Genomic DNA, 26,473 nt, shown 5'->3' on the forward strand with positions numbered 1-26,473 from the left:
TCGTTGGTGGAAGGTCATGGCCGCCGAAGCCGCGGTCGAGGCCGATCCGATCAACCCGATGCGGCTCTTCGCCGAACTCTCGTCTCGGCTGCCCGACGACGCCATCGTGACAGCCGATTCCGGATCCTCCGCCAACTGGTACGCGCGACAACTGCGGTTCCGGGGGAACATGCGCGGCTCCTTGTCCGGCAACCTCGCCACCATGGGCCCCGGAGTGCCGTATGGAATCGGAGCCAAATTCGGTCACCCCGATCGGCCGGTCATCGTCTTCGCCGGCGACGGCGCAATGCAGATGAACGGGCTCGCCGAACTCATCACCATCAAGCACTACTGGCAAGAATGGGACGATCCGCGCCTGATCATCACCGTTCTGCACAACGACGACCTCAACCAGGTCACCTGGGAGATGCGGGCGATGGCGGGGGCGCCGAAGTTCGCCGAATCCCAGACTCTGCCCGACGTCGACTACGCAGCGTTCGCGGCCAGCCTCGGCCTGCACGCCATCACCGTCACCGACCCCGAGAAGCTGCGTGCCGCATGGGATTTCGCGTTGGCGGCCGATCGGCCGACGATCCTCGACGTGCACTGCGACCCCAACGTCCCACCGGTGCCGCCGCACGCCACCTACGAACAGATGAAAGACACCGCGATGTCTGTACTCAAAGGCGACGACGACGCCTGGGGTCTGATGAAGGAGGGCGTCAAGATCAAAGCCCAGGAATTCCTTCCGCACCCGACGCAATAGTGAGGTCGGAGATCATGATCGGCACGGTTGTCGACGACGTCGATGTCGCCGCGTACACCGTTCCCACCGACGCACCCGAGGGCGACGGCACCATCACGTGGAGTTCGACCACGATCGTGGTGGTCCGAATCCGCGCCGGAGACACGGTAGGCACCGGCTGGACCTACGGGCCGGTGGCGTGCGCGAGCGTGGTACGAGACATGTTGGCCGACATCGTCCTTGGCCGCGATCCCCTCGATGTCGGTGCCGCACACGAGGCGATGGTTCGGGCGGTGCGCAACGCCGGGCGCCCCGGCGCCATCGGCTACGCGATCTCGGCTGTCGACGTGGCGCTGTGGGATCTCAAAGCACGACTGCTCGAGGTGGCGCTGCATCGCTTGCTCGGGGCGGTACGCACCGACGTCCCCATCTACGGCAGCGGCGGCTTCACCACCTATGACGCCCCGCAACTGCGCACCCAACTTTCGCGTTGGGTATTCGAGCAGGCGATACCGCGGGTGAAGATCAAGGTCGGAGAATCGTGGGGCAGCAACCCCGACCGCGATCTCGAGCGAATCGACCAGACTCGCCGCATCATCGGTGACGGCACCGAGTTGTACGTCGATGCCAACGGTGGCTACACCCGCAAACAAGCCATCCGGATGATCAGGGCCGCTGACGATTTCGATGTGCGGTGGTTCGAGGAACCGGTGTCCTCCGATGACCTGGACGGGCTACGGGAAGTACGCGATGCGATCTCGGCGGACGTCGCCGCCGGCGAGTACGGATACGACCTCTACTACTTCCGCCGGATGTGCGCTGCCGGTGCTGTCGACTGCCTCCAAGTCGATGCCTCCAGATGCGGCGGGATCACCGAATGGCTCCGTGCTGCCGCCGTCGCCGCCTCGTTCGGGCTCGACGTCTCCGGTCACTGCGGACCGCACCTGCACGCGCACGCCGCAGCCGCGATTCCGAACCTGCGCCACCTGGAATGGTTCCACGACCACGTCCGCATCGAGTCGATGTTCTTCGACGGCACTTTGAACCCGCTCGGCGGAACCGTGAGCCCAGATCCCGACGCTCCAGGTCACGGACTGACTCTCCGAACTTCGGACATCGACAGATATCTGATCCGATGAACCCCACATGCAACCGAAGGGGCAGAAAACGTGGAATTTGCATACCCGGACCGCTGAATCAGCGGCGCGCCGACGACTACGGTCTACTCTGAAGGGCGCGTCGAGCCATTCCGAACGTGCGGCCTGGCGCCACGGGGGTGCATTGACATGACAGACGATGACATCGATGTCGGCACCGCCCTGTTGTCATACGAATTCCGCTGCGGTCACTGCGAACACCGATTCCACACAGCCGCCGCACAGCCCGACGATGCTGCCAGCGCGGCCCGCATCAACGGCTGGGAGATCACGAGTACGCATGCAGTGTGCCCCGGCTGCATCCAGGCTCTCCGATAACGCCGAAGCGATCGCAACAGTGGCAGCACGCAGGTCGCTCTCGGCGTCCTGAAACGCCTGACGCCCTGGGACTCACGCAGGTGTTGGCCCCAGCGGGCGGCCGCCATCGCCGACGCTGCGTGTGTCGAGGTGCTCCTTGAGCTCGACGAACACGACGTGGCTGTCGGCGTCACCGATATTTTCACCCGCATGTTCCTGCGCATCGAGCCACCGCACCTGCCCGGCCGCGAGTTCGACTTCCACCTGTTTCCCTTCGGTGCCGAGCCTGCGGCGGATCGGGCTCAGCGTGACCATCACACTGTCGGGATGACGGTGCGCCGTGGTGCAGTCACCGGGCCTGTCGTGGTAGTCGCAACACCCGCACCCGCTCATTCTCGAATACCATCGAGTACAGATCCGGATCGGTCAGCACCGGGTCCGTCGATGCAGATTCCTCGATCATGACGACTCCCTTGTCGATCGGGCAGCCCGCTGCCGGTGCGCGCCCGCTTGATCATGAGATTTACGTCTCATAAGAATACGCCGGTACCATAGGCGCATGTCAACGCCCTACGAGGCCAGCGGCCGAACCCGGCAGAAGCAACGCACCCGCGCGGCACTGACCGACGCGGCGCGCACGCTGGTTGCTTCGGGTATCACCCCGACCATCGACGACCTGGCCGATGCGACCGGCATCTCACGCGCGGTGGTGTACCGGTATTTCCCCAATCGATTGGCGATGCTTACGGCCGCGCATCCATTCACCGGGAGGCATTCCCTGCTACCCGAGGATCCGCCCGGGGACCCCGCCGCGCGATTGGAGATCGTCGTGGACACGCTCATCCGGATCGTCCTCGACACCGAGGCGCAGCAGCGCACCATGCTGCGCTTGTCCCTCGAGGCCGGACCCATCGAACGCGCAGATCTACCGTTGCGGCAGGGTCGCGCCATCGGGTGGATCGCCGAGGCATTATCACCACTGCACGCGCAGCTGTCCGAGCAAGCCGTCCACCGACTGGTCCTCGCGGTCCGTAGCGCGGTCGGAATCGAAGCCCTCGTCTGGCTGACCGATGTCGCTGGGCTCGACAGCGAGGCCGCGGCGGCACTGATGTCCTGGTCCGCCCAAGCGATGTTGCACGCCGCGCTCACCTCCGCGCCGCCGATGGGCTGATCGACCGCCTATTTCGTGAGGGTGAATTGCATGACGTCGAGGTAGCGGGTGCGGAACAGGTCGGCGCACCCGGTCAGGTATTTCATGTAGCCGTCGTAGGTTTCTTGCGAGGCGATGCGGACCGCGTCGTCTCGGCGCTCCGACAGGGCCGCGGCCCAGCAATCGAGCGTGCGCGCGTAGTGCGGCTGCAGCGACTGAATCCTCTCGACCCGGAACCCGGTGTCCTGCGCTGGGTCGGTGACCCAGTCGGGTTCGGGAAGCTGCCCACCGGGAAAGATGTTGCGCAGCATGAAGATCGCGAAGAGAAGATGCTCGCGCGTCACCGGAATTCCGCGTTTCTCCAGGGTGGCGCGTTGATAGCCGATGATGGTGTGCAACAACATTCGGCCGTCCTCGGGCAAGATGTCGTGGCACCGTTGAAAGAACGCCGGGTAGCGACGCTGGCGGAAATGCTCGAACGCGCCGATGCTGACGATCCGATCCACCGGTTCGTCGAACTCCTCCCAGCCTTGCAGCCGGACCGACGCGGTCCGCGCCCCCGACAGTGTCGAACAGATCCGCTCGACGTACGCGTACTGGTTGCGGCTGAGGGTGAGCCCGATCACGTTGACATCGTATTTTGCGATTGCTCGCAGCATCGTCGAACCCCAGCCGCAGCCGACGTCGAGCAAGGTCATTCCCGGCTGCAGATCGCACTTGCCGAGCGCGAGGTCGACCTTCGCCCATTGCGCCTGCTCGAGTGTCATATCGTCGCGCTCGAAGTAGGCGCAGCTGTAGGTCAGGCTGCGATCGAGAAACAGAGCGAAGAACTCATCGGACACGTCGTAATGTGACCGCACGTTCTCATAGAAGGGCTTCAAATCCGGCATGGCAATCCTTCCTCCGATTTCCGCGGATCGTCGCTGTAACGGCCGTAGCGCCGCATGCGTGCCGACCGGGCGGTCGGCACATCTGCACGCGATGGCCGCCGGATGTCCACGACCTGGGCGGCAGCTTCCTCGTGTTGACGCTCCTCGACGACCAGCGCCTCCTTCGACGCATCGGCACGTTCGACGGCGGTGGAGTCGGCGAAAAGTCGGCCCGCACCGTAGTCGAGGGTGACCAGCATCTTTCGATACCTCAGCAGCAGCGACGACCGACGATCGAGCACGATCGACGCCACACCCTCCCCCGCCCGAAGCACGGATCGGATCCCTTCGTACTCGAAACACGCCACCGCGCGCGGCCACATCGTCCACACCATCAGCTCGGCCGAGCGGTATCCGGATCGCCGCCGGCAGCGTCGTGGGTCGCGGCTCTGGTTACCGGGTCCGCGAACATCGCCTCGATCCGGTACTTGACCTCCGCGGTGCTCATCACTTCATGACGCCGGACGTGCCCGCGCGCTGCGGTGGAACTGCTCATCTGGATCACTCTTTCGATCGAAGTCGGGGTGCACCCTCGTCGTGTCAGCCAGCGCTGGTTCATACCAAGATCGCCGACAGCACCGCGGCACTTCATCCCGTCTGCCGCATCCCCGCCGACCCGCAACCCGTGTGACAGCACCCCGGAAACGAAAGTTCGTCGAGGCCGGTGTCGCGATAGGCAGGACGCTAGGTCGACACCCCGAACCACGTCAACCGGAAACCGGTGGATACCCCCCATGGCGCACTCACAGCAATCACCTAGAAACAAGATAGGCACTAGTTTTCGCTCGCAGATTTTGAACTATCGGTTTGCTTGCATCGTGTCCGCAACGGCGATCGACCCAACTCTGCACGACCGCCGCGGCGCTGCATGCGTAGTTCGGCCCGCCGTCGCCGGGAATCGGTTGGGTTCTCGCTACGTCCCGCAAAGAAAGAAAAGGCCGAAAACATCCCGCAAACCGTCTGGCCGGTATTACGGCGTCGATAGCAGCGCAGTGTCGGGGGTTGTGGGCTGGTCGTGATGGCTACGAAGGTGCGTTTGCAGTCGCGCAGGCACCTTCCCCGGAATGTCGTCGAATTCCGGAGGGTCCGCCGCACCTTGCTGCGCGGACCCGGGTGCGTCGGTGTCGGCGTGATGGCGGTGCCGTCGATCGCTACGTTCTGGTCCTTCTCTGCGTGGGCCGACCGGGCCAGCCTCGACACTGCGATCGGTCACCATCGCGAGACCACGATGACGGCGACCCTGTCGGGGAGGGTCGCGATCTCGCTGGTCGTCGTCTACACCGTGCCAACCGGGGAGGTTCCACCGCACTGGGGCGAGGTGCAGGCCCGTCTGCGGCCGTAACCGTCGTGCTGCGAGGACTCCGGCTGGGTGCGCCGGTTCACGAGGTTGCATCCCGCGCTGCCATGAGACGGCGATCAAGATGGATCGTCACGGTGAGCGCATATCCCGGCATAGACGGCGTTGTAGGTGGCATCGTCGTCGAACACCCAGGACATGGAGCGGGTGTCGAACAGAAACGCAGCCAGCTGCCGATCCAGCGAGCACTGCGAGTATCGGCCGGTGCGGTAGCCGGAGGCCAAGAAGGATTCGACTATCGCAGCGGACGATGTCTCCCCGGGGCGACTCATGCGACACCGCTCACTGCCGATGCGGGAGTAGGCCCCGAGTTCGGCGGAGCGAGTGGCGAGCAGAATGCACAGTGACCGATCCATCGACGCTACCTCGGCGGGTTCCACCGAGCATCCGACGCTGCAGGACACCTGGTTTGCTGAATATTGCCTCAAAGAATTCTCTGGTCAATCCACAGTGCCGGATGACGAGAAAGCTTCGTAGCCGATGCGGGTGCCGAAGTTCGTACTGCACGGTCTGGTTAGGGCGTTAGCGGGCGATCCGCTGGATCGGTGCCCGTGATTTACAGTCGTACGGTTTGTTTGCAGAAGCAGTTCATGTCGGCCATCCGGATAATTTGGTGTAGCGGGTGATGAACTGCGGCATTCGGCGGCCAACGCGGCTTGACGACACCGTCAAACACTTCATAACGTCCAGATAACGACGGAGACCGCGTGGTTTGGTACCGGAGGTATAGGGGCCTTCGTAGGGGGTGAAGCAAATGCCGGGCCAACCCTGCGGATCGGGGCTCGTGTTGGTGTAGTCCCGGAGTCGTTGGGGTGAATGCGTCTCCACAGCAATGCTTTTCACAATTCGGTGGACGACGTTCGGTGCAGGTTGACCCGCTGACCGGAGACGAGCACTGCATATCGATTGCAGTCGAACGAGAACAATTTGGGGGAATTCTCACATGGGGGACACTTCAGGGGCCGAATGGCGGACCAACCGGGACAACCGCCCCGGCGGATGCGACATCGGCGATCCGCGGCGACGACTCAACCACGTGTTCGAGGGGTCGTGTGATCGTACGCCAGCGTCGGTGGCGCTCGAATGCGGACCGGTGCGGTTGAGCTACCGCGACCTCGACGAGCGCGCCAACCGGGTGGCGCATCATCTGATCGATCGTGGGATCGGTGTCGGCGCCCGGGTGGCGGTGTTGTTGCATCGTTGCATCGATACCTATGTTGCGATCCTCGCCGTCGCGAAGTCCGGCGCCGCGTTCGTGCCGATCGATCCGGAGAGTCCGGTCGACCGGATCGCCTACATCACCTCGGATGCGGATGTCGATCTGGTGGTGACCTCGGCGTCGTTCCGGGAGTCGCGAACACGGTTGGATCGGGCGTGGCTCGAGATCGACCGCGAATCGTTCGACGGCTACTCCAGAGGTCGGCCGCTGCCGATCGGTGATGGCCCGGGGGTGGGCGCCGATCCGGCGTGTTACGTGATCTACACATCCGGGTCGACTGGGCGGCCGAAGGGTGTCGAGGTGGCGCAGTCGAGTATCTGCAACTTCCTCGACGTCGTTCCCGGCATCTACGACGTGCAGCCGGCCGATCGGGTGTATCAAGGGATGACGATCTCGTTCGACTTCTCGATCGAGGAGATCTGGCCGACCTGGGCGCGTGGTGCCACGCTGGTCGCGGGTCCGACCGATTCGCGGCGCCTCGGAGCCGACCTGGCGGATTTCCTCGACGACGCGGCGATCACCGTACTATATTGCGTGCCAACACTTTTAGCGACGATTCCTCGCGATCTGCCAGGCCTGCGCACCGTTCTGGTCGGTGGCGAAGCATGTCCTCGTGAACTCGTCGAACGGTGGAGTCGACCCGGGCGCCGCATCCTGAACACCTACGGCCCGACCGAGGCGACGGTGACCGCCACCTGGTGCGAGCTGTTACCGGGCCGACCGGTCACCATCGGTCGGCCGCTGCCGAGCTACTCGGTGGTGTTGCTCGACGAGCGGCGCACCGTGGTTCCCGACGGAGAAGTGGGCGAAATCTGTGTCGGTGGGCCGGGGGTGGCCCGCGGCTACGTCGGGCGACCGGAGCTGACCGCGGAACGCTTCATCGACCATCTCCTCGCGCCGCCGGGCGGCAAGCTCTATCGCACCGGCGACCTCGGCCGGATCACCGCCGAGGGCGAGGTCGAGTATTTGGGGCGCGCCGACAGCGAGGTCAAGATTCGCGGGCATCGGATCGATCTGGGCGAGATCGAGAGTGTGATCCTCGAGGACGCCGATGTGGCCGTCTGCGTGGTGGCACCGGTCGATGCGGTCGACGGTGACGAGTTGGCGAGTTATCTCGAGTTACGCGCCGGAACGGCCCGCCACGTCGACGAGGAGACGGTGATCGCCCGCGTCCGCGACGAACTGCGTGTCCGCCTCCCCCGCTACATGGTTCCGGCCTTTCTCGACGTCCTCGACGCCTTGCCGACCATGCCCAGCGGCAAGGTCGACCGTAACCGGCTACCCACACCGACCGGTCGTCGACTGCTCACCGCCGGTCCGATCGTCGCGGTCGTAGGCGAACTCGAACACCAGCTTCGGACGGTGTGGGCGCAGGTGCTCGGACTCGAAGCGGATCGGGTGTCGGCGGAGGCGGACTTCTTCACCGATCTCGGCAGGCATTCGTTGACGGCGGCGCGCCTGATTTCGCAGCTCCGCGAGTCCGAACTGCATTCGTCCGCCGGTATCCGCGATCTCTACGAGCACCCCACCATCCGTTCGCTGGCACAATCGTTCACCGGTGCAGCCGACTCCGCCGACATTCAGGTACCGGATCGTCCGGAAGTGTTGCGGCACACCGATGCCCGGGTTGCCCGGGCCGGCGCCGTGCAGGCGGTGTTTCTGTTGACGGTGCTGCTGGTAGTGACGGCACCGGTGTCGATCGTCTACAGCCGCCATCACGGACAACCCTCGGTTCGGGTGCTGCTCGAACTGCTGCTTGCCACGATCCCGACGTATCTCGGGGTGCGGTGGTTGTTGCCGATGCTGCTGGTGCGGCCACTGTCGTGGGGTATCGGAGCGGGTCGCTACCCGTTGTGGGGGTCGACGTATCTGCGGTTGTGGATGATCGACCATCTGCTGGTGCTCTCACCGATACCGGTGTTGAGCGGTTCGGCGATGCTCGCCCCGTTCCTGCGGGTGCTGGGAGCCAGCATCGGGTCCAACACCGACATCGGCACGAGTGCGATCTCACTGCCGTCGCTGATCCGGATCGGGGACGGGGTGGCGGTCGGCTACAACGCCGACCTGCGGGCGTGGCGCGTCGAGCACGGCTGGGTCGTCGTCGCGCCGGTGATCATCGACGACAACGCCTTCGTCGGGTCGAGCTGTGTGCTCGAACCCGGTGCCCGAGTCGAGACCGCGGCGATGCTGGCCGAACAGTCGCTGGTCTGCGCCGGACACCGGATACCCGAGGGCACCCGGTGGGCGGGGTCGCCGGCGCGTCCGGTGGCGAGGCTCACCGCGACGGTCGAGCAGATGATGGCCGCCGAGTCGCCGCGGCCCTGGACACCCGCACTGCTGGTGTGCTCGGCGGCAGCAGTCGCGGCGTTGGAGGTGGTCGCGATCGCCACCATCGTGCCCGCACTGGTGCTGGTCTGGGCGGTGTTGCTCGAATACGGGATGATCGCCGCGCTGCTCGCGACGCTGCCGTCCGGCACGGTATATGTGCTCACCGTCTGTGGTGTGGTCGCGGCGGGCAAACGTGTCGTGCTGCCGACGTTGCCGGCCGGGGTGTTCGACGCGCACTCCGGGCTCGGGATCCGCAAATGGATCGCCGACAAACTGTTCGAGATGAGCCTGACCTACACCAATTCGCTCTACGCCACCCTCTACACCGCACCCTGGCTACGGCTGCTCGGGGCGAAGATCGGTCGCGGCGCCGAAGTCTCGACCGCCGCCCACATCGACCCGTCCCTGCTGCGCATCGGTGCGGAAAGCTTCGTCGCGGACATGGCGTCCGTCGGCGGATCCACCTTCGCCAACGGGCGGATGGCGTTCGATGCCACCGAGGTAGGTGTCCGATCCTTCGTCGGGAACGCCGCGTTCGTGCCCGCCGGCACCCGAACCGGTACCGGTTCGCTGGTCGGGGTGTTGACCGTGCCGCCGACCGGTGATGTGCCGGAGGGAACGTCGTGGCTCGGCTCACCCGCGATGTTCCTCCCGACCCGCCAGGACAGCGGCGACTACGCCGAGACGCAGACGTTCCGGCCGACGCGGCGGCTGATCGGGCACCGCCTGCTCATCGAGTACTTCCGAATCACCTTGCCCGCCACCGTGATCGGGGTGAGCCTGTATTTCTATCTGTTGGGGCTGTCGCAGTTCGCGCGGACCACCACCCTGGTGGCCACGATCGTGGCGGCACCGTTTCTCGCGGTCGGTACCGCTGTGGGCGTGGTGCTCTACGTGTCGGCGGTCAAACGCAACGTTGCCGGTACCTACCGGCCACGGGTCGAGCCGCTGTGGGCCCGATTCGTGCGGCGATCCGAGTTCGCCACCGGACTCTACGAGGCGGCGGCGGTTCCGGTGCTGCTCAACCAGCTGCTGGGGACGCCGTTCCTGGCGCCGTTGCTGCGCGGATTCGGCGCCGACATCGGCAAACGCACCTGGATCGGTACCACCTACTTGGCCGAGTTCGACCTGGTCCGCATCGGCGACGACGCAGCGATCGGCACCGAGGTGTCGCTGCAGACGCACCTCTTCGAAGACCGGGTGATGAAGATGTCGCAGGTCACCGTCGATGACGGTGCCACCGTCGGATCCCGGTCGATCGTGCTCTACGACGCCATCGTCGGCGACGACGCGACCGTCGCCTCGTTGTCGCTGTTGATGAAGGGGGAACAGCTTCCCCCCGACACCCACTGGCGCGGGATCCCCGCGCAGGCGGTGCACTGATGGCAGGCACCGAGTCGACCGCACGGCCCGCGTCCGGTGGTCTGGCATTGGTCTACCGCGGTCCGGCCGCGTTGCCCGGATGCCCGGAATCGGTCGCGCGACTGCTGCGCGGCAGCCACTGGAACTTCGATGTCCGCTTCGTCGGCCCGGACGAGGGGCGTGATCTGTCCGCCGACACACTGCGCGGGGCGGCGGTCTACGCCCAGCCCGGCGGGGCAACCCTGCGTCCGGCGTGGCGCGCACTGCGCGCCGTCCGCCAACCCCTGCGCGACTACGTCCATCACGGTGGCCGATACCTCGGCTTCTGCCTCGGCGCCTACCTGGCCGGGCGCACCCCCGGGTTCGGGTTGCTGCCGGGCGACACCGAGCAGTACATCCGCACCGCCGGCGCCACCACCGGCACGACCCGGCCGACGATCATCGACGTGACCTGGCGGGGCACCCCACACGCACTGTATTTCCAGGACGGTGCCACCTTCGTCCTCGACGAACCGGACGAGGATGTGGATGTGGATGTGCTCGCCCGCTACCCGAACGGCGAGATCGCCGCCCTGAGCCACCGATTCGGTTCCGGCCGGGTCGCGGTCGTCGGCCCACACCCGGAGGCGACCACCGACTGGTTCGCCGACACCGGCCTGCGTGACCACACCGATCCTACGATGCACGCGGGACACGACCTGATCGACACGGTGATGCGCTGATGGCCACCACAACTACCGCCGTGTCGACCGGCAGCTCGGCGACGGGCTCGCCCACCGTGGCGAAACAGTCGCGGCTGATCGGTGTCGACATCACCCGCGGCCTGGCCGTGCTCGGGATGATCGCGATCCACTCGCTCGACGAGTACGACAACAGCGGTGCGCCCACCCTGAGTTTCACCCTCTTCGCCGGGCGGGCCGCGGCGATGTTCGCGGTGTTGGCCGGGGTCGCCATCTCCTTCATCGTGGGCCGCCGACAACTCGTCGGCGGACCGGTGGCCCGCGGGAAGGTCGCCGCCCTGATCACCCGGGCCGCGACGATCGGGGTGATCGGCCTGGCCCTGGGCTATACCGACGCCGACTACGGCACCGTGATCCTGCCCTACTACGCGATCATGTTTCTGCTGGCGATCCCGTTGACCTATCTGCGGACCCGGGTCCTGATCCCGCTGACCGCCGTAGTCGTCATCGCCGCGCCGGTCCTGAGTCAATGGGTGCGCCCGCACCTGCAGGAGCCCTTGGGGACGCAGGCGTCCTTCGGCATTCTGCTGCACAATCCGCTCGGGCAGCTGATCGATCTCACCGTGACCGGCGAATACCCGGCGCTGGTGTGGATGAGCTACGTGTGCGCCGGGATCGTGGTCGGGCGGATGCGGCTGACCACGCTGCGGGTGGCCCTCGGCCTCGCCGGACTCGGGGGGATCCTCATGATCGCATCGTCCGGACTGAGCTGGCTGCTGCTGCGCCCGCTCGGCGGGATCGCGCACCTGAGCGCCGGCGTCGACACCGACACCGCTCAGGACTTGTTACTCTTCGGCGGTGACGGCATCGTGCCCACCACCTCGTGGTGGTGGCTGGCGGTCGACGGTCCACATACCGGAACACCCCTGGACTTGATGGCCACCATCGGCAGCTCGTTCGCCGTACTCGGTGCAATTCTGCTGCTGGGGCACCTCACCAGGCACCACCTCGGCTGGGTGCTCGCACCGCTCGCCGCCACCGGCAGCATGTCGTTGACCGTGTACACGGCGCACATCATGTTCATCAACTCCGACTTCGACATCTACGGTCCGACGTCGGGATACATCCGCCAACTCGTCTGCATCTTCGTCTTCACGCTGGCCTGGCGGGCCACCGCCGGCCGCGGCCCCCTCGAAGGACTCGTCGCGGCGATCACCACGCGCGTCGCCCGACACGTCGAGCGACGCGCATACTCCCGGACGCCACGACCAGCACACATCACTGGTGAACAGGGCGCAACCGAACGACGGGGAATCACCCAGCGACTCGGCCGCGGTCGATGACGGACACAGTTCCGGAGTTTCGTGCCATCTTTCGTGACGCCCCCACCGCACTAGCGGTGTGCACCCGCGGCGAGGTCATACTCGAAGCCAATTCGGCGTTCGCGCAGCTGCTCGGACGCACCGTCGACGACCTCGCCGACACCGCGCTGCTGCCCTGCGTGCACCCCGGCGATCGGCACATTCTGCACACCGTCTGCGCGACCACCGCCACCGCCACCGCAGTCGCGCGGCGGGTACGCATCCTGCGCCCGGACGGCGGCGAGCGCGCGATCACGGTCACGGCATCGACCACGGCTGGTCACGGTGCCGCCGCCCTGCTCATCCTGCACCTCGACCACGCCCGCTCCACCGACATCGCCCACGCCGCGGCGACGCCGACCTTGTCGCGGCACCACCCTGCGACCGGCCTGCCCGATCACGACACATTCCTCGACCGCTGCCGACACGCAACGATCGCAGGCCACCGTGCGGGCACCCCGACGACCGTGACGGTCGTCGCCGTGACCACCACCTGCTACGGTCGACTCGTCGCGGAGGCCGTCGCCATCGAAACGGCGCGACGCGTCACCGCCTGCCTGCCCGGAGCCGTCATCGGCGCAACCGGCACCGTGGCGTGCGTCGCCACGGGAACATTCGCAGTGGTGTCACAGAACACCACACCCGCACAGGCCACCCGCATAGCGGACCGTCTGCGACGCGAAACGGCCAGACCCATCCACCTCGCGGCTCGACCCCTACAGTGCGCAACGTCCGTCACGGTCTCGAAGATCACCGATCACGATGATCCAGCCACCCTGCTCGCGGCGATGATCCGAGACACCCAGGACCACCTGGCAACGAGTTCACGATGAACCATCACCACTGGCCACCGCACACTCGCCCGCCCCGAACACTGACCCGTCGGCGGTTGCTGATCAGCGGTGCCGGCATCCTCACGGTCGGCGCAACCATCGGCATCACCACACACCAGCATTTCGACCCTCCCGGCAACCGCCCCGTAGCGCTGGTTTACCGCGGCCCGGCGTCGTGTGCCGGATGCTCGGAGGCCGTCGCCAACCTGCTGCAGACCTCCCCGACTCCGTTTCGGACCGTGTTCTGCGGCCCCGACGAAGCCACCCCGCTCACAGCGGCGAACCTGGCGAACGCGACCGTCTACGCCCAACCCGGCGGCGGAACCCTCGCACCGGCCTGGCGCAAAATGCGCGGCCACGCCGACGACCTCCGCGCCTGGGTCCGCGGCGGCGGACACTACCTCGGCTTCTGCCTCGGCGCCTACCTGGCCGGCCCGACGTCCGGGTTCGGACTCGTGCCTGGCGACATCGAACGCTACATCGACTCCGACAACGCCACTGTCCACAACACCGACGACACCGTCATCGCGATCCGGTGGCGAAACCAACCGCGGCACATGTTCTTCCAAGACGGCCCCACCTTCCCTAACACCACACCCGCCACGACGGCAGTACCGGCCCGCTACGACAACGACCTACCGGCCGCAGTCATCACCACCTACGGGACCGGGCGCGTCGGGCTCGTCGGACCACACCCCGAAGCCGACCCGACCTGGTACACCGGAATCGACCTCACCAACCCCGACGGAATCCGCTACGACCTCGGCCACGACCTCATCGAATCCACACTCCACCCCACACCCAACGAACCAGCACCAGCAGGGTGAGGGACATGCGCGAGCTGGTGAGGTTCATGTTCGGTGCGAACGCACAGCGCTACACGCCTTCCACGCAAGTCGCGACCCGCATATTCCGGTCGCAGTTCGGCGATCTTCGTGCGGAACCAGGATTGCGAACCGTGCCAGCCCACCCGCTCGGCGATCACCGTGGCAGGCATCGTCGAAAACTCCGCGAGCAACGCCCGCACGTGTGGCTCGAACGGAACGACCGCCGACGGCCCCGACACCCGCTGATATCGCGGTGGCGACTCGACGACGATCGCCCGCGCGACCGTGTCGCGTGAAACTCCCTCCGGGTCGCGATAGCCCGAATCGACAGACCCTCGCTCGGCTGGAGATACCTGACCTGCGCCAGTCCTGCACTGTGATCACCCATCCGATCGTGGTTGGGTGGCCGATTTTCAAAGAGCGCCAGCGGCCTGGTCTTCAAGGAGCGCTGACACTCTCTACGAAGTAGGAGCCCAACTGTGTCCCTGCGGCCTCGCCACAAGTACGCCGTATACCTTCCCCGCGGCCTCCCGACCGGAAACGGTAAACCGGCCCAGAAGTCCCACCGACCAAGTTGGCGGTACGCACGATCACGGTGCGGCGCCGCTGTTCACGTTCGCCGATGTCGGCGATTCGGAATCGGTCGTTGCGCATGTGCAGGCGCTGGCCAGCACGATCGTCGAGTTGGCGCACGCCGACGGTTCGACGGTGCGTACGGTGGTCAGCGAGTCCGTCTTGCTCCGCGCCGACGACCCAATCGCTCTTGTCGCGTTTCACGATGTCACCGAACAACTGTGGACGCGGGGGTGCCAGGGCCGAAATCTTTGTGCGCACGTTCGCCAACGGTTAGCCGTACTCGGGGGAGCTACCCGTTGGCGGAGAGTCGTCGCTGCCCGGCCTGGACGACTCGATAGAGGTTGTTGAAGGTCGCATCGTCGGTGAGTACCCAGGCCGTGTCACGGCCGTTGGCGAGGAACGCGACGAGTTGCCGATCCAACGTCCAATGTGCGTAACGTCCGGTCCGATACGCGGAGCGAACGAATGCCGCCGCCAGGCGTGCGGTACCCATGTGTTCACCGGTCCTCGCCCGAGGGTGGGGAGTGACACGCATCGGACCAGCCCGGGTGGAGCTCGAACGCTGTTCGTGCCCACAGTTGTTCGGTGACATCATGGAGGGCGACCAACGCCACCGGGTCGTCGACACGTGCCAGCGCCGAGGTGCTCACCAGCGCGTGCACGACCCACCCATCCTGATGACGCAGATCGATGACCACATTCGATCGCCCGCGCAGGCCGTCGATGCCGGTATCGGCATCAGCAGGGTCGGCCAGGATGTGACCGGCACCCCGGTTGATCAACGCGCTGCAGCTCGGATATCCCAGCATGTCGGCGAACGCCGCGTTGACGTAGACGATGACACCGTTCTGGTGCACCGCCAGAATCGGCACCGGGAACCGATCGAGAACCAGCGTGGTCGGCAATCCCTCGAGATAGCCGAGCGGAGTGTCCGGGGGCGCGCACCGCCGACGCTCGGTCCGCGTGTTGCTGGGCGTATATCCGCGCGTGACGTTATCGCCGATCATTGCGTTCGTCCCCCGAACCGGGGATTGCCCGGACGCGACATGCCCGAACAGGGTTCTCGAACCGAGATTGCATATCGACATAAAAAATAAGATCGCGCCCCTTCACCGTGACGACCACAACGGTCGAGATACTCCCGATGCGTCTTCGGAATCCCAAGGTCTGCCTCACCCTCGATAATGACCATCCGGCATTGCACGACCGGCGACGTCGAGGAACTATCCGATTCAGCACGCGACGTGTCAGCCGTGTTCGCCGGCGACATTTCAGGACTCACGGCGGGCTACCGATACCGACCGGCAACCGTCCGATACCCCGCTGCGTAATGGGTACCCGCGCCGAAAAGAGGTGCTCCAAAGCAACTCGCTTATGCATCCTCACCGCCCCCTGTCCGACTCAGAACCCAAGCCGTTACCGCGACGTTATAAGGATCTCCCGTAATGGTCAACCGGATAATCCGCCGGAAGCGATCCGCGCATTATCCGCAACCAATATTTACCAAGTAGGACGAACGGTATCCGCTACCGAACGCCGACCTGTAGTTTGTTATTGGACCGAATTTCAAGACTTCGTATGGCGTAAAACCGCTGACGGTATCGAAATGTGAGTTGCAAAACCTACATGCGGTCGGAAATACATGCGTCCATTCCGCCGGGTCGACCTGCACATCGAGCCAGACAATGTTGAGCAACCAGTGTTTCACGAGTCGCCATCGTCACGCCGCGTACACGCTGGCAAAAGCAGTTGCAGAACATTGCGTCCATACCACTGCTGCGAACACCCTGGCCCGGTTCGCAGCTACGTAGAGACGTTTGTCAGTGGGCAGCGTGACCGCCGGAATGCTTGCGCGGCAGGTGGTTAGGGCCAGCTCGATGCCCGCTCGGACGGTGCGTTTCCCAGCGGCGAAAGCGGGTATTCCCCACCGGACGAACACCGAGTTGGCGACACATACCCAAGGGAGCAGAAATGATCGGAACCATCATCGGCGCGATTATTGTCGGATTGATCGTCGGTGCACTGGCGAGGTTTGTGATGCCCGGCAAGCAGAACATCGGTGTGATCATGACTGTCGTGCTCGGGATCATCGGCTCGTTCCTGGGGACCTGGATCTCCTACAAACTCGGGTATTCCAATCAGAACGGCGGATTCAAGATCATCCCGTTCCTCGTCGGGATCGTCCTCGCCGTCATCCTGATCGCTGCCTACCTGGGCGTCACCGGACGCCGCCGCGCACATCGGTAGGGTACGGCGTCGAACTGCTGAGGAGCGGGTCGACATTAGGTGATCGCCCGGCGAACAAATTTGGGAACCGCATTGCGATCCTTTCCCGTCGCGTCCGCGGGTCTGTCGCGGACGCTGTCCGGCCGTGGTTTGCACCGGCAGGTGTCGGGGGCGCGCGGCGCGGTCAATTTTCGGGTCGGCTGCTCACGATGTCGTCGGCGAGCGGGGCGACGGTGGTCAGTACCTCGTCGATCACCGCCGGGGACACGCCCGCGGCGGTGAGTGCGGCACCGAGATGGGTCGCCACCCGGTCGAAGTGCGCCTGGGTGATGGCGCGTCCGCGGTGCACATCGGGCAGCGAGGCACCGGTATAGGGCTCCGGTCCGCCGAGTGCGGCACAGAAGAACTCGGTCTGTCGACCCTTGAGCCGCGACACATTCGCACCGGTGAAGAATCCGGACAAGTGCCGGTCGTCGAGGATCCGGTCGTAGAAGTCGACGACCACGGCCTCGATGGCCTGGCCGCCGCCGATCCGCTGATATATCGAGGGTGTCATGGTTCCTCCTGAGATGCGGTGCGCCGCATCGTCTAATCGATTCGGTGGGTCTAGATCGGGGCCTGCCGCCGATGCGACGCGGAGCTGCGGGCGGTGTCGGCGTCGGGGTGATCGGTTGCACCGTCGTGCAGTGTGCGGACGCTGCGATCGAGTCGGTGCCTCGGCAGTGCGGGTGACGCCGCTGCGGGCAGGGCGGCGGCGACCGGTGGTGAGTCGAGGTGGGGCAGATCCCCGAGTTTGTCGATCTCGGTCGAGAGTGCGGTGACGATCGCCCGCAACTGATTCTGCGCAATCCGGGCGTGGGTGCGCACGTACTCGATCTCGGGTATCGGCCTGCTGTAGTTCGCCCCACTCCCCTGGGTGAGGCTGGTCAAACCGTCGGCGGTCTCGGCGGCGCTGCGTTGTGCACGGCGCAGAATCTCCCGGTACTGTTCGCGCGCGGTCAGCACCAGATCCCGGGCGTACAGTTCGGCTTCACCGATGGTGGCGTCGGCGGAGACCTGAGCCTGGCTGAGCAGGTTGACAGCGCGGACACTGACGCCGAGCAGATCCTGCTCGGACTCCGCCCGCAGCCGTGCGTTCTCCCGCTGCACCGCCGCCAGTTCCGCCCGCACACCGGCGATCGCGGCACCCCCGCCCACCGCGGTGCCGCGTTGATGTAGTTGATGTAGTTGATGTAGTTGCCATTCCAGGGTGCGTACCCGGGCGATCAGCCGGTCGTTCTCGGCGTCGGTGTCGATGTCGGTGGTCTCGGCCAGTCGGGTGTTGTCGGCGACCAGCCGGGCGTTGCGGGCGAGAAGGCCGGCGACGTCGGCGCCCACCGCATCGAGGAAGTCGTCGACGTCGTTCTCGTCGTAGCCGCGCCGCCCGAGCGGGGACCGCTTGAATTCCTTCCGATGAATCTCGGACGGGGTCAGCGCCATCCGCTCACCCCGTGACGGGCCCGACACCCACGGTCCGGGCGCCCGGTGTCCACATGCCGCCCGGCGTTGGCGCGGTATCGCCCGGTGTCGATTGCTGGCGAGTGGTGGTGGCGATGCCGCCCGGTTCCGGTTGTCGACCGAAACGAGGTGATGGACACGGCTCTGGGAGGACTATCCACACCCGACCGCGCCACCGCGCTCGGGAAGGGGCGTCGCCGGGTCACGGGTACACGCCGGCGACGGGATAGCCGCCGACCTGCGTCGACCCTGTTTGCGCACCACTGGCGGTGTCGTAGCTGTTCAGATACCCGATCCCGCCCGGCGGCAGCAGATAGAAATAGTCGTATTTCAGAATCTGCAGGGCGGTCGGAAGATTGGTCAACGCACCGAGATCGCTGACGTAGGCGGTGCGTCCGTCGGACGAAAAACCAACGTAGGCAGGAGAATTCTGCGTTTTTATCGTCCTCCTCGTGACGCCGGTGTGCGCGTCCAACACCGTGATGTCGTTCGACCCGACATTGGCCACCCACAGTTCGGAGTCGTCCGCGGTCAACGTTCCCGACAACGGCGACGAGCCGAGCGGCAGCACGAAATTGTCGATCACCCGCCAGAGCCGGGTGTCGATCAGGGTGATGTTGCTGGTGATGAAGTTGATCGCGTAGATGATCGATCCGTCGCGGTTCATCGCACCCCAGCCCGGGGCGATGCCGTCCACCAGGATCGGCAGGTTCAGCGGTGCCCCGGTCTGCGAGTCGAACCGTTCGATCGTGTTGAGCGCGGTCAGCACGTAGAACGAGCGACCGTCCGGTGCGACTTCGAGGTGCGTCGGCGCGAACGGGATCGGGAACGTGTGCACGATCGTGTCGGTGGCGGTGTCGATGACCTGCACCAGCGACAACGCGGTCGGGACGAACAAGAAGCGGCCGTCGGCCGAGAGCTGCGACACCGCATAGGGTGCGCCGAGCGTCGGAATCTTCTTGATCAGCCGATTGCTCGCCGTGTCGATGACCCCGATCTCGGCGGTGAACGGACCGAAGTTGCCGACGTAGAGTTTCGACTTGTTCGACAGCATCTTGAGCACGATCGGATGCGAACCCACATCGGGGATCGTCGCCACCACGACATGACGCGCGGGATCGACCACCTGGACCGACCCGTCGGTGTACATCGGGACATACACCAGACCGTTGCCTGTCCCCTGGGTACCGACCGGCGGTCCCGCACCCGCGATCGGTACCAACACCACCAGACTCACCACGGCCACCACACCGGCCAACGCGATCGACACTCTGCGCGGAATCCACTCGATCTTCATTACCTACCCCCGAGCCGAAAGGCACGAACCTCGCTGCCAAAAGCCGACGGTTCACAAACCGAACGGTACCTACAGCAATGGTTTTCCACAGGAGAATCAGGAATTACCGCGATAAACCGGTGCCGGATCGGGGTTCAGACGCAATATTCGGTGCTCATACACTCGCCTCATCGACAGTTTTCGTTCCATTTACCGCGGCTGTGGCCGGACTGACATTCCCGAGGCGGCCGCTCCCGAAACGGACCCGCCGGACAACAGAATCGTTGCCGGGCGCACAATCTCGTCAGCGAAACTATGCAGGCGTTCGGTCGGTATGCAGCAGAAACCAACCGAAAGATGGGGGCTGGGCCCGATTGCAGCACCAGCAATTTTTTGGCAAATTCCCTGGGATGGTGTTGCTTCTCATCGCTGTCGGCCTCTGGTGCGCTGCATCCCTGCCAACCGCAGTGCTTCTCGCGCGCATCCTCACCCCGTGGTCTCGTCGTCCCGCGTCGATGTTTCCGTAACCCGGGTCTACCTGCTGATTCGGCACTTCGGCCAGGAAAGGCTGCACCGTATCGCCATTTGACTTTCCGCAGGGATCACGGATTTCGCATTTCATCGCAACGTCATTGTTGACTGCCGGCAGGTCGACGCCTTCCGGTGTGGCAGCATCACCAAATGGCCTGGCGGCGACCGTTGCCGTCACGCTCGGGCCGCATGTTCGCCGCCACTGCGCACCGCAACGCTGCCGCGGCGATACCGAGCCTGCCCAGCGTTACCGCGCGCGATACCGATTCGCGAACAGCGGCAGCAACCAGGTCGGCGCTGGAGTCAGGAACGCCGGCCGTTCAGTCTGTATCGGCGAGGGCGAATCGCCGATTCGATTCTTGTCTTGCCCGCCGAGAGTTGGTTCTGTCCGGTGTGCTTGCTCGCACAGGCGTAGGCCCAGCGGGCGGACACCTTCGCAGATGCTGCCGGTGTCGGGTTGGTCCTTGAGCTCGACGAACACGACCTGGCTGTCGGCGCCACCGATATTTTCACCCGCATGCTCCTGCGCCTCGAACGTCAAGCTCCGCGACCTTGCCACACGACTCCTCGACGGCGTGGCCCAGATCGACGTCGTGGCCGTAACGCGCTCGGCGATTGACCGGATACCGCTGAGGGACAACACCGGCAACCGACACTGAAATGCGCTGCGCTGGCAACCTTCTGCCCGGGTCGGCGACGACATGTTGAGGGGAACACGGCGGGACGTGCAGCGCTCCGGCGGGATCGGAGGACATAGTCCACCCCGCTTTGCGGGGGTGCGTGCCTACAACCGCATCGTCGAACTTCATTGTGATCTCTTGTGGCCCGGCTATGCCGCTCGGCGGTACCGCCCTGGCGACACCCGCGACCCAGATCGTCGATGGCCGCCCCGGTTGGTTGTGGGCTCAGCGGCGGGTGTCGGCGGGGGGGTTCAGTCCCGTGACCAGGTACACCACACGCCGCCCGACCTGCACCGCGTGATCGGCGTAGCGCTCGTAGTAGCGGGCCAGCAGGGTCACATCGATCGCCGACTGCACACCGTGATCCCAGTCCGGTCCGGCAATGTGCACGAGCAGGCGACCGTGCATCTCATCGACCGCCTCGTCGTCCACCCCCAACCCGGCGGCGCGCTCGGGGTCATGCCCGGCCAGCACATCCCCCGCGGTGGCTGCCATCGCGACCGCAATGCGGCCCATCTCCGCGAACTCGGCGCGCACCTCCTCGGGCAGGACGGGGTCCGGGTGCCGTCTGCGTGCGACCTGGGCGACGTGGCGCGCCAACCCGCCCATGCGTCCGAGGTCGGCCACGATATGGATTCCACCGACGATCTGCCGCAGCTCGCTGGCGACGGGCGCCTGCAGAGCCAGCAACGTGAACGCGTTCTCCTCGCACTCCAGCGCGAGTCGGTCGATTCGACCCACGTCATCGATCACCTGCTCGGCAAGCACGAGGTCGGTGTTCAGCAAGGCCGCGGTAGCCAGGCGCATCGCAGTGCCGGACAATTCACACAGTGTCCCCAACGTCCCGGCAAACGAATCGAGACGCTCGTGAAAGCGTTCGCGCATAGCAGCCAACCTAGCCCGACCGTGACCCCCGCGTACCCGAGTGTCCAATAGTCGAACGGTGCGGTCGCTATGAAGGAATTCGTGAAGTCGCTGGTGGTCATCGTAGTGATGGTCGGCGTCGGGGTCGGCTTGTTCTTCTTGGGGTCGACCTATCTGGTGTCCGACCCGTCGCCCAGCGCGGCACCCCCTCCGCTCGCCGACACCGCATACACGGTAAACGGCCGACCCACCACGTGCACCGACCTGTTCCACCAACCATGTGACTTCACCCTGCAATACGGGTACGACATGTGGGGCCAGCATCTCGAGTCGTTCGTCAACTCCGGTGTGCTGGGCACCTATCGCGACGACATCGGTTTCGTCGCTTCCGCCGAGCTGAGCCTGCAAGCGTGTGGTGTTGCGCATACCACTGGGAAGACTTTTCTGGATTACCTCGACCTCGCGCACACAGACCATCCAGAAGCAGGCAGCCCGCAACTCTTTCCGTTCTGGAACCGGACTCGACAAGATTTGTGCCCTTCGAAGTAGCTCGAGACTCGTCGGACCGAGCCGCGACCATGGACTACCTGACTACTGCGCACGCCAACCCCGTCCGGCACCGGGGTCGGCATGCACGATCACCGCTCGGCCCTTGCCGTTGTTTCGGAGGCCTTCGATGCTGAAGGCGTCGGTCGACGTAACCGGCCCGACCTGTGCCGTCCTCGCGAACATGGACAGACATCAGGTCGCCGGCGTGTTGCACACTCGCCTCGCCGCCCAGCCTCAGCACATCCCCGCGAACAAGAACCTGCCAGCCCTCCCCCCTGGTATCCGTTTCATGTTCGTCCTATCGCAGGGCTTCTCGGTACCGGGCGTCGTCAGCGAACTCCGTGCGGGTCACGCTACGAATTTTCCCGGCCAGGACGGTCAGCATCAACCGCGTCGGGTGGCTCGACATGCCGCGAAACCCGCTTCACCTGTGTGTGACAGCGGGCGCAGTTCGGGCAGATCACAGCTCCGGGCGCGTTCGGGTTGAGACTGGGCAGACCGTTACGAAAGTAGTAGTCGCTCTGGTGGCCGCGAGTGTCTTCGACGTGGAGAACGTCGTAGTTCACCACCCAACTGTGTCCACAACCCGAGCAGGACAGGGTGAACCGCTCGATCGCACGCTCTTCGAGAAGCATTTCAGACACCCTTCCGGTGCGCCGTGTGAACGACGGCACCTTTTCGGCCCGCCAACGTACGAGCTGACAGAGCAAAGCCAGTCTAAACGCAATCTTTGCGATACCGCAATAGATGCCGCTGCGCAGACGACACTGCTCGAGATCGTCCTGCCAATACGGCCAGCCATGCACTCCCGTGGGAAGCATGTCGACAATCGCGGAGATGTTCACAGCGCGCAGTCGATCGACGAGGCGGCGGGCGCACTGGTTGACCACCGCTTCGATCCCACCACCGACCATTGCTCGATCCATGAGCGCACCGACGTTGCCGTCGAATCCATCGTCTCGTGTGGTCCACGCATGCCGGTTCCGGCCGAGATGTATAGCCGAGATGTATAGCAGAGTGCCCGCCTGCAGAGGCGGATCGTTGTGGCCCATGCCGGATTTCCCCGGCCCGCCCCACATATTGCCCGCATCGGGCCGAACATGTGCCACCTGCGAGTACATACGCCTGAGCCACCGGGTCACGCGTATGCGCGCAGCCACTGGACGAACCGGCGACCTGATAGAGCTCCCGGTGCATCAATGGCCAGGTTCAAGGCAGAACATCGCCGATATGTTGCACCGAGAATGGGATCGTCGTGCTGCCAGTCCGTGTAAGGGCAAGCACTTCCGGCCAGCTGGAACCACAATGTTGACATTCTCGCCCGCGAAGAACGACGCCAGGTCGGGCGCTCCGCCTGCCTCACCGCCATCGACGCCGTTGAGCGAACACGCGGATGCGACACCCACAACGGAATCTGCTGATTCATCGCTGCCGAGTACACAATCACGTCGAGCTGCCCGGCCTGGCGAACGGTGCAATCGAGACAATGGCGGGCGCACCTCCAAGCCGACGCTTACGGTTTCCCAGCGGATCGGGCGCACAGGTCGGTCGACCTCCACACATCGTGGACGTAGCCACCGGGCGCGCAGTGTGCTCGCAACGAACGTTCAGTGTCCGTTCAGGTCCGAGGCGGTATCGTTTGCGCGATGACCGGGGAGTTCCGAACTGCCCACCGAGTCCGATGATCGACCGGGCTCCCCGATCCGCTGGCGGCACGTCACGGCCGATGTTGAGTGCGTGGCGGTTCGTGACAGTCTTCGGCGCGGTCAGCTTGCTCGCCGACTTCGTCTACGAAGGTGCCCGATCCATCACCGGTCCCCTGCTGGCCGCCCTCGGCGCGACCGGGCTTGTGGTCGGCGTCGTGACCGGCATCGGCGAGGCGGCAGCTTTGGGGTTGCGGTTGGTCTCCGGCCCGCTCACCGACCGCACCCAGCGGTTCTGGGCCTGGACCATCGCCGGCTACACCGTGACCGTGATCACCGTGCCGGTCCTCGGTATCGCCGGCACGCTCTGGGTTGCGGCCACGCTGGTCATCGCAGAACGGGTCGGCAAGGCGGTCCGTAGCCCTGCCAAGGACACGCTGCTCTCCCACGCCACCAGCGTCACCGGTCGTGGTCGCGGCTTCGCTGTCCACGAGGCCCTCGATCAGATCGGCGCGGGTCATCGGACCGCTCACTGTGGCGGCCGTCCTCGCGGCCACCGACAACAACTATCGCCCAGCCCTGGGGGTGCTGGCCGCACCCGGCGTCGCCACGCTGGCCTTGCTCGTCTGGTTACGGTTGCGCGTACCGGAACCGGCTCGATACGAAACACCAGCAGCCGACGAACTCGACGAACCCATCGCGTCGCCTGCATCGACCGGCGGTCCGCGGCGCGCCTGGGCTATCGCGCTGCCGCGCGCGTTCTGGCTCTACGTCGGGTTCACTGCGACCACCATGCTCGGCTTCACCACCTTCGGACTGCTCTCGTTTCACATGGTGACGCGTGGCCTGTTGCCTGTGGCGGCGGTACCTGTTCTCTATGCGGCGGCGATGGTCGCCGACGCGGCTGCGGCGCTCGTCTCGGGCTGGGTTTACGACATGATCGGCGCGAAAACCCTTGCTGCGCTGCCTATCCTGTCGGCATTGGTACCGCTGCTGGCATTCTCCGACCACGTCGGGCCAGTGATCGCCGGTGCGTTGCTGTGGGGTGCCGCGGTCGGGCTGCAAGAGTCCACGCTGCGCGCCGTCATCGCCGACCTCGTCGGTCCTGCGCGCCGCGCCACCGCGTACGGTGTGTTCGCTGCCGGTCTCGGCGTTGCCACCGCGGTCGGCGGTGGCCTGACCGGGCTGCTCTACGACATCTCGATCACCACGCTGGTCATCACGGTCGTGGCAATCCAAATCATGGCGCTCGCAACCGTTGTGGCGGTCCGAATCCGACGTGGACCGAATCGCACGGCTTCCGAATACGAGGATCGGATCACGTGACCGCGGTGTGTACAACCGTGGCCGCCGTCGCGGCCGGATTCGTCGTACTGTGGCTCACGTTGCTTGTCGGGTTGGCGGTGATACGGCCCACAGACGCGAGCATCCCGGACGCGCTGCGCCTGCTTCCGGACACCGTTGTGTTGCTGCGCCGACTCGCCGCCGATCGCGAACTGCCCCGCGGAGTCCGCATACGACTGGCATTGCTGTTGGTGTATCTGATCCTGCCGATCGACCTCGTCCCCGACTTCATCCCTGTCCTTGGCTACGCCGACGACGCGATCATCGTCGCGGTCACACTGCGCTCCGTTGCCCGCCGCGCCGGCACGCACGCGCTCGACAAACATTGGCCGGGTACACCCGACGGGCTGCAGGTCGTTCGGCGCCTGGCCGGCGTACCGGATCGACCCGGGAACTGAAGGTCCCGGCCCATCCACGGGCGAGATGAGTCGCATCGATCAGCTTGTGGAGCCAGTCCCTACGTGCCGCCGACGTTATCGCACGCCGGGTCGGAGGCGCGGTCGGTCAGCGTCCGGTCAGTGGCGTGGGTTGGAAGTGAGATAGGTGAGCCGGAATTTGCCGACACGAATCTCGTCGCCGTCGCTGAGAACTGCGGTATCGACAGATTCCCCGTTGCGATACGTTCCGTTCAGGCTACCGACATCGGCGAGCCGGAAACGGTCCCCGTCGCGGCGGAACTCGGCGTGGCGGCGGCTGACGGTGACGTCGTCGAGGAAGATGTCGCTATCGACGTGCCTGCCGACGGTGATGACCGGCCCGTCGAGTAAGAATTGTGCTCCCCGGTTGGGTCCGCGTTTCACGATGAGCAGCCCGGCACCGTGCGGGAGCGGGCCGAGCGCGACAGGTCGTGCAGGGTCGGGACCCCGCGATATGTCCTCGTCCATGCCTTCGAGATCGGCACGGAACTGATCCGTGTGCTCCACCGGCCGACCACTCTCGCCTGCGGGCCCGTTTTTGTCGATCACCAACAAGTCTCCTCCCGCCGCTTCGCGGGTTTGCGCTCAGAATACGCCCTGCCCGGAGGTGCCCGCATGACCCATGGTCCTACACGAGCGATGGTGGG

Annotated in this window: 28 protein-coding genes and 1 pseudogene; 14 read left to right on the forward strand and 15 right to left on the reverse strand. The window is 65.3% G+C overall.

Features of this window, described 5'->3' with window-relative positions:
- The 3 genes from FOY51_RS25515 to FOY51_RS25525 form a co-directional block, all read left to right on the forward strand.
- Positions 1-745 (forward strand): thiamine pyrophosphate-dependent enzyme (locus FOY51_RS25515; RefSeq protein ID WP_235916762.1); only part of this gene is annotated, 745 nt, incomplete at its 5' end.
- A gap of 14 nt (positions 746-759) precedes the next feature.
- The gene (locus tag FOY51_RS25520; RefSeq protein WP_149433087.1) at positions 760-1,863 is read left to right on the forward strand and encodes an enolase C-terminal domain-like protein; all 1,104 of its coding nucleotides are present in this window, start codon (positions 760-762) and stop codon (positions 1,861-1,863) included.
- Between the two features lie 147 nt (positions 1,864-2,010).
- The gene (locus FOY51_RS25525) at positions 2,011-2,199 is read left to right on the forward strand and encodes a hypothetical protein (RefSeq protein WP_149433088.1); all 189 of its coding nucleotides are present in this window, start codon (positions 2,011-2,013) and stop codon (positions 2,197-2,199) included.
- Positions 2,200-2,271: 72 nt separating this feature from the next.
- On the opposite strand, the gene FOY51_RS25530 is transcribed toward FOY51_RS25525, so the two are convergent.
- Positions 2,272-2,571 carry a cytoplasmic protein gene (locus tag FOY51_RS25530; RefSeq protein WP_214633154.1) on the reverse strand — a complete coding sequence of 100 codons (300 nt, stop codon included), beginning with the start codon at positions 2,569-2,571 and terminating at the stop codon, positions 2,272-2,274.
- 166 nt (positions 2,572-2,737) lie between these two features.
- On the opposite strand from FOY51_RS25530, the gene FOY51_RS25535 reads away from it, so the two are divergent.
- Positions 2,738-3,349, forward strand: a complete 612-nt coding sequence (locus FOY51_RS25535; RefSeq protein ID WP_149433089.1) for a TetR/AcrR family transcriptional regulator — start codon at positions 2,738-2,740, stop codon at positions 3,347-3,349.
- An 8-nt stretch (positions 3,350-3,357) separates the two neighbouring features.
- On the opposite strand, the gene FOY51_RS25540 is transcribed toward FOY51_RS25535, so the two are convergent.
- From FOY51_RS25540 to FOY51_RS27350, 3 genes are read right to left on the reverse strand one after another with little or no spacing between them, the layout of a single operon-like run.
- On the reverse strand, positions 3,358-4,218 hold the full coding sequence (locus tag FOY51_RS25540) for a cyclopropane mycolic acid synthase family methyltransferase (protein ID WP_149433090.1): 861 nt from the start codon (positions 4,216-4,218) through the stop codon (positions 3,358-3,360).
- Positions 4,206-4,580: a hypothetical protein gene (locus FOY51_RS25545; RefSeq protein ID WP_149433091.1), complete on the reverse strand. Its 375-nt coding sequence runs from the start codon at positions 4,578-4,580 to the stop codon at positions 4,206-4,208. Before FOY51_RS25545 ends, FOY51_RS25540 begins: the two co-directional genes overlap by 13 nt.
- Before the next feature lie 11 nt (positions 4,581-4,591).
- Entirely contained in the window at positions 4,592-4,753 is a 162-nt protein-coding gene (locus FOY51_RS27350) for a hypothetical protein (protein WP_187776473.1), read from the reverse strand.
- A gap of 522 nt (positions 4,754-5,275) precedes the next feature.
- On the opposite strand from FOY51_RS27350, the gene FOY51_RS25550 reads away from it, so the two are divergent.
- On the forward strand, positions 5,276-5,599 hold the full coding sequence (locus FOY51_RS25550; RefSeq protein WP_149433092.1) for a hypothetical protein: 324 nt from the start codon (positions 5,276-5,278) through the stop codon (positions 5,597-5,599).
- 74 nt (positions 5,600-5,673) lie between these two features.
- Here FOY51_RS25550 and FOY51_RS25555 read toward each other — a convergent pair whose 3' ends face one another.
- A complete protein-coding gene (locus FOY51_RS25555; protein WP_149433093.1) occupies positions 5,674-5,970 on the reverse strand; it encodes a hypothetical protein in 297 nt (98 codons plus the stop codon).
- A 587-nt stretch (positions 5,971-6,557) separates the two neighbouring features.
- Between FOY51_RS25555 and FOY51_RS25560 the strand changes: the two genes are divergently transcribed.
- The 5 genes from FOY51_RS25560 to FOY51_RS25580 are packed head-to-tail and all read left to right on the forward strand — an operon-like array spanning position 6,558 to position 14,224.
- Entirely contained in the window at positions 6,558-10,544 is a 3,987-nt protein-coding gene (locus FOY51_RS25560) for a Pls/PosA family non-ribosomal peptide synthetase (protein WP_149433094.1), read from the forward strand.
- Positions 10,544-11,245, forward strand: a complete 702-nt coding sequence (locus tag FOY51_RS25565) for a BPL-N domain-containing protein (RefSeq protein WP_149433095.1) — start codon at positions 10,544-10,546, stop codon at positions 11,243-11,245. Before FOY51_RS25560 ends, FOY51_RS25565 begins: the two co-directional genes overlap by 1 nt.
- On the forward strand, positions 11,245-12,546 hold the full coding sequence (locus tag FOY51_RS25570; protein ID WP_149433096.1) for a heparan-alpha-glucosaminide N-acetyltransferase domain-containing protein: 1,302 nt from the start codon (positions 11,245-11,247) through the stop codon (positions 12,544-12,546). Before FOY51_RS25565 ends, FOY51_RS25570 begins: the two co-directional genes overlap by 1 nt.
- Positions 12,543-13,397: a PAS domain-containing protein gene (locus tag FOY51_RS25575; RefSeq protein WP_149433097.1), complete on the forward strand. Its 855-nt coding sequence runs from the start codon at positions 12,543-12,545 to the stop codon at positions 13,395-13,397. The genes FOY51_RS25570 and FOY51_RS25575 overlap by 4 nt, the downstream gene beginning before the upstream one ends.
- Complete coding sequence (locus tag FOY51_RS25580) at positions 13,394-14,224, forward strand: BPL-N domain-containing protein (RefSeq protein ID WP_235916764.1); 831 nt, start codon at positions 13,394-13,396, stop codon at positions 14,222-14,224. Before FOY51_RS25575 ends, FOY51_RS25580 begins: the two co-directional genes overlap by 4 nt.
- 865 nt (positions 14,225-15,089) lie before the next feature.
- Here FOY51_RS25580 and FOY51_RS25585 read toward each other — a convergent pair.
- On the reverse strand, positions 15,090-15,293 hold the full coding sequence (locus tag FOY51_RS25585) for a hypothetical protein (RefSeq protein WP_149433098.1): 204 nt from the start codon (positions 15,291-15,293) through the stop codon (positions 15,090-15,092).
- Between the two features lie 4 nt (positions 15,294-15,297).
- A complete protein-coding gene (locus FOY51_RS25590; protein WP_149433099.1) occupies positions 15,298-15,807 on the reverse strand; it encodes a PAS domain S-box protein in 510 nt (169 codons plus the stop codon).
- A 964-nt stretch (positions 15,808-16,771) separates the two neighbouring features.
- On the opposite strand from FOY51_RS25590, the gene FOY51_RS25595 reads away from it, so the two are divergent.
- Positions 16,772-17,047 (forward strand): GlsB/YeaQ/YmgE family stress response membrane protein, encoded by a 276-nt coding sequence (locus FOY51_RS25595; protein WP_149433100.1) that lies wholly within the window; start codon positions 16,772-16,774, stop codon positions 17,045-17,047.
- 163 nt (positions 17,048-17,210) lie between these two features.
- On the opposite strand, the gene FOY51_RS25600 is transcribed toward FOY51_RS25595, so the two are convergent.
- From FOY51_RS25600 to phoU, 5 genes are all read right to left on the reverse strand, one after another.
- Positions 17,211-17,582: a group I truncated hemoglobin gene (locus FOY51_RS25600; protein WP_149433101.1), complete on the reverse strand. Its 372-nt coding sequence runs from the start codon at positions 17,580-17,582 to the stop codon at positions 17,211-17,213.
- Positions 17,583-17,632: 50 nt separating this feature from the next.
- Positions 17,633-18,505: a DivIVA domain-containing protein gene (locus FOY51_RS25605; protein ID WP_149433102.1), complete on the reverse strand. Its 873-nt coding sequence runs from the start codon at positions 18,503-18,505 to the stop codon at positions 17,633-17,635.
- 220 nt (positions 18,506-18,725) lie between these two features.
- Positions 18,726-19,820 carry a YncE family protein gene (locus tag FOY51_RS25610; RefSeq protein WP_149433103.1) on the reverse strand — a complete coding sequence of 365 codons (1,095 nt, stop codon included), beginning with the start codon at positions 19,818-19,820 and terminating at the stop codon, positions 18,726-18,728.
- A gap of 757 nt (positions 19,821-20,577) precedes the next feature.
- Positions 20,578-20,889, reverse strand: a complete 312-nt coding sequence (locus tag FOY51_RS25615; RefSeq protein WP_149433104.1) for a hypothetical protein — start codon at positions 20,887-20,889, stop codon at positions 20,578-20,580.
- A 346-nt stretch (positions 20,890-21,235) separates the two neighbouring features.
- The gene (phoU, locus tag FOY51_RS25620) at positions 21,236-21,895 is read right to left on the reverse strand and encodes a phosphate signaling complex protein PhoU (RefSeq protein WP_149433105.1); all 660 of its coding nucleotides are present in this window, start codon (positions 21,893-21,895) and stop codon (positions 21,236-21,238) included.
- Positions 21,896-21,964: 69 nt separating this feature from the next.
- Here phoU and FOY51_RS25625 point away from each other — a divergent pair, with 69 nt between their 5' ends.
- A complete protein-coding gene (locus tag FOY51_RS25625; RefSeq protein WP_149433106.1) occupies positions 21,965-22,423 on the forward strand; it encodes a hypothetical protein in 459 nt (152 codons plus the stop codon).
- A 42-nt stretch (positions 22,424-22,465) separates the two neighbouring features.
- On the opposite strand, the gene FOY51_RS27355 is transcribed toward FOY51_RS25625, so the two are convergent.
- Positions 22,466-22,606, reverse strand: a complete 141-nt coding sequence (locus tag FOY51_RS27355; RefSeq protein ID WP_187776474.1) for a hypothetical protein — start codon at positions 22,604-22,606, stop codon at positions 22,466-22,468.
- 170 nt (positions 22,607-22,776) lie between these two features.
- Positions 22,777-23,544 carry a hypothetical protein gene (locus FOY51_RS25630; RefSeq protein WP_149433107.1) on the reverse strand — a complete coding sequence of 256 codons (768 nt, stop codon included), beginning with the start codon at positions 23,542-23,544 and terminating at the stop codon, positions 22,777-22,779.
- A gap of 560 nt (positions 23,545-24,104) precedes the next feature.
- On the opposite strand from FOY51_RS25630, the pseudogene FOY51_RS25635 reads away from it, so the two are divergent.
- Together FOY51_RS25635 and FOY51_RS25640 are read left to right on the forward strand one after the other, a co-directional pair.
- Positions 24,105-25,392, forward strand: a pseudogene (locus tag FOY51_RS25635) (MFS transporter).
- A gap of 5 nt (positions 25,393-25,397) precedes the next feature.
- Entirely contained in the window at positions 25,398-25,808 is a 411-nt protein-coding gene (locus FOY51_RS25640; protein WP_371830489.1) for a YkvA family protein, read from the forward strand.
- A 117-nt stretch (positions 25,809-25,925) separates the two neighbouring features.
- Here the strand turns inward: FOY51_RS25640 and FOY51_RS25645 are convergent, their stop codons facing one another.
- On the reverse strand, positions 25,926-26,372 hold the full coding sequence (locus tag FOY51_RS25645; protein WP_371830490.1) for an FHA domain-containing protein: 447 nt from the start codon (positions 26,370-26,372) through the stop codon (positions 25,926-25,928).
- Positions 26,373-26,473: the final 101 nt, after the last annotated feature.

The sequence above is a fragment of the Antrihabitans cavernicola genome (assembly GCF_008297975.1).
Classification (GTDB): domain Bacteria; phylum Actinomycetota; class Actinomycetes; order Mycobacteriales; family Mycobacteriaceae; genus Antrihabitans; species Antrihabitans cavernicola.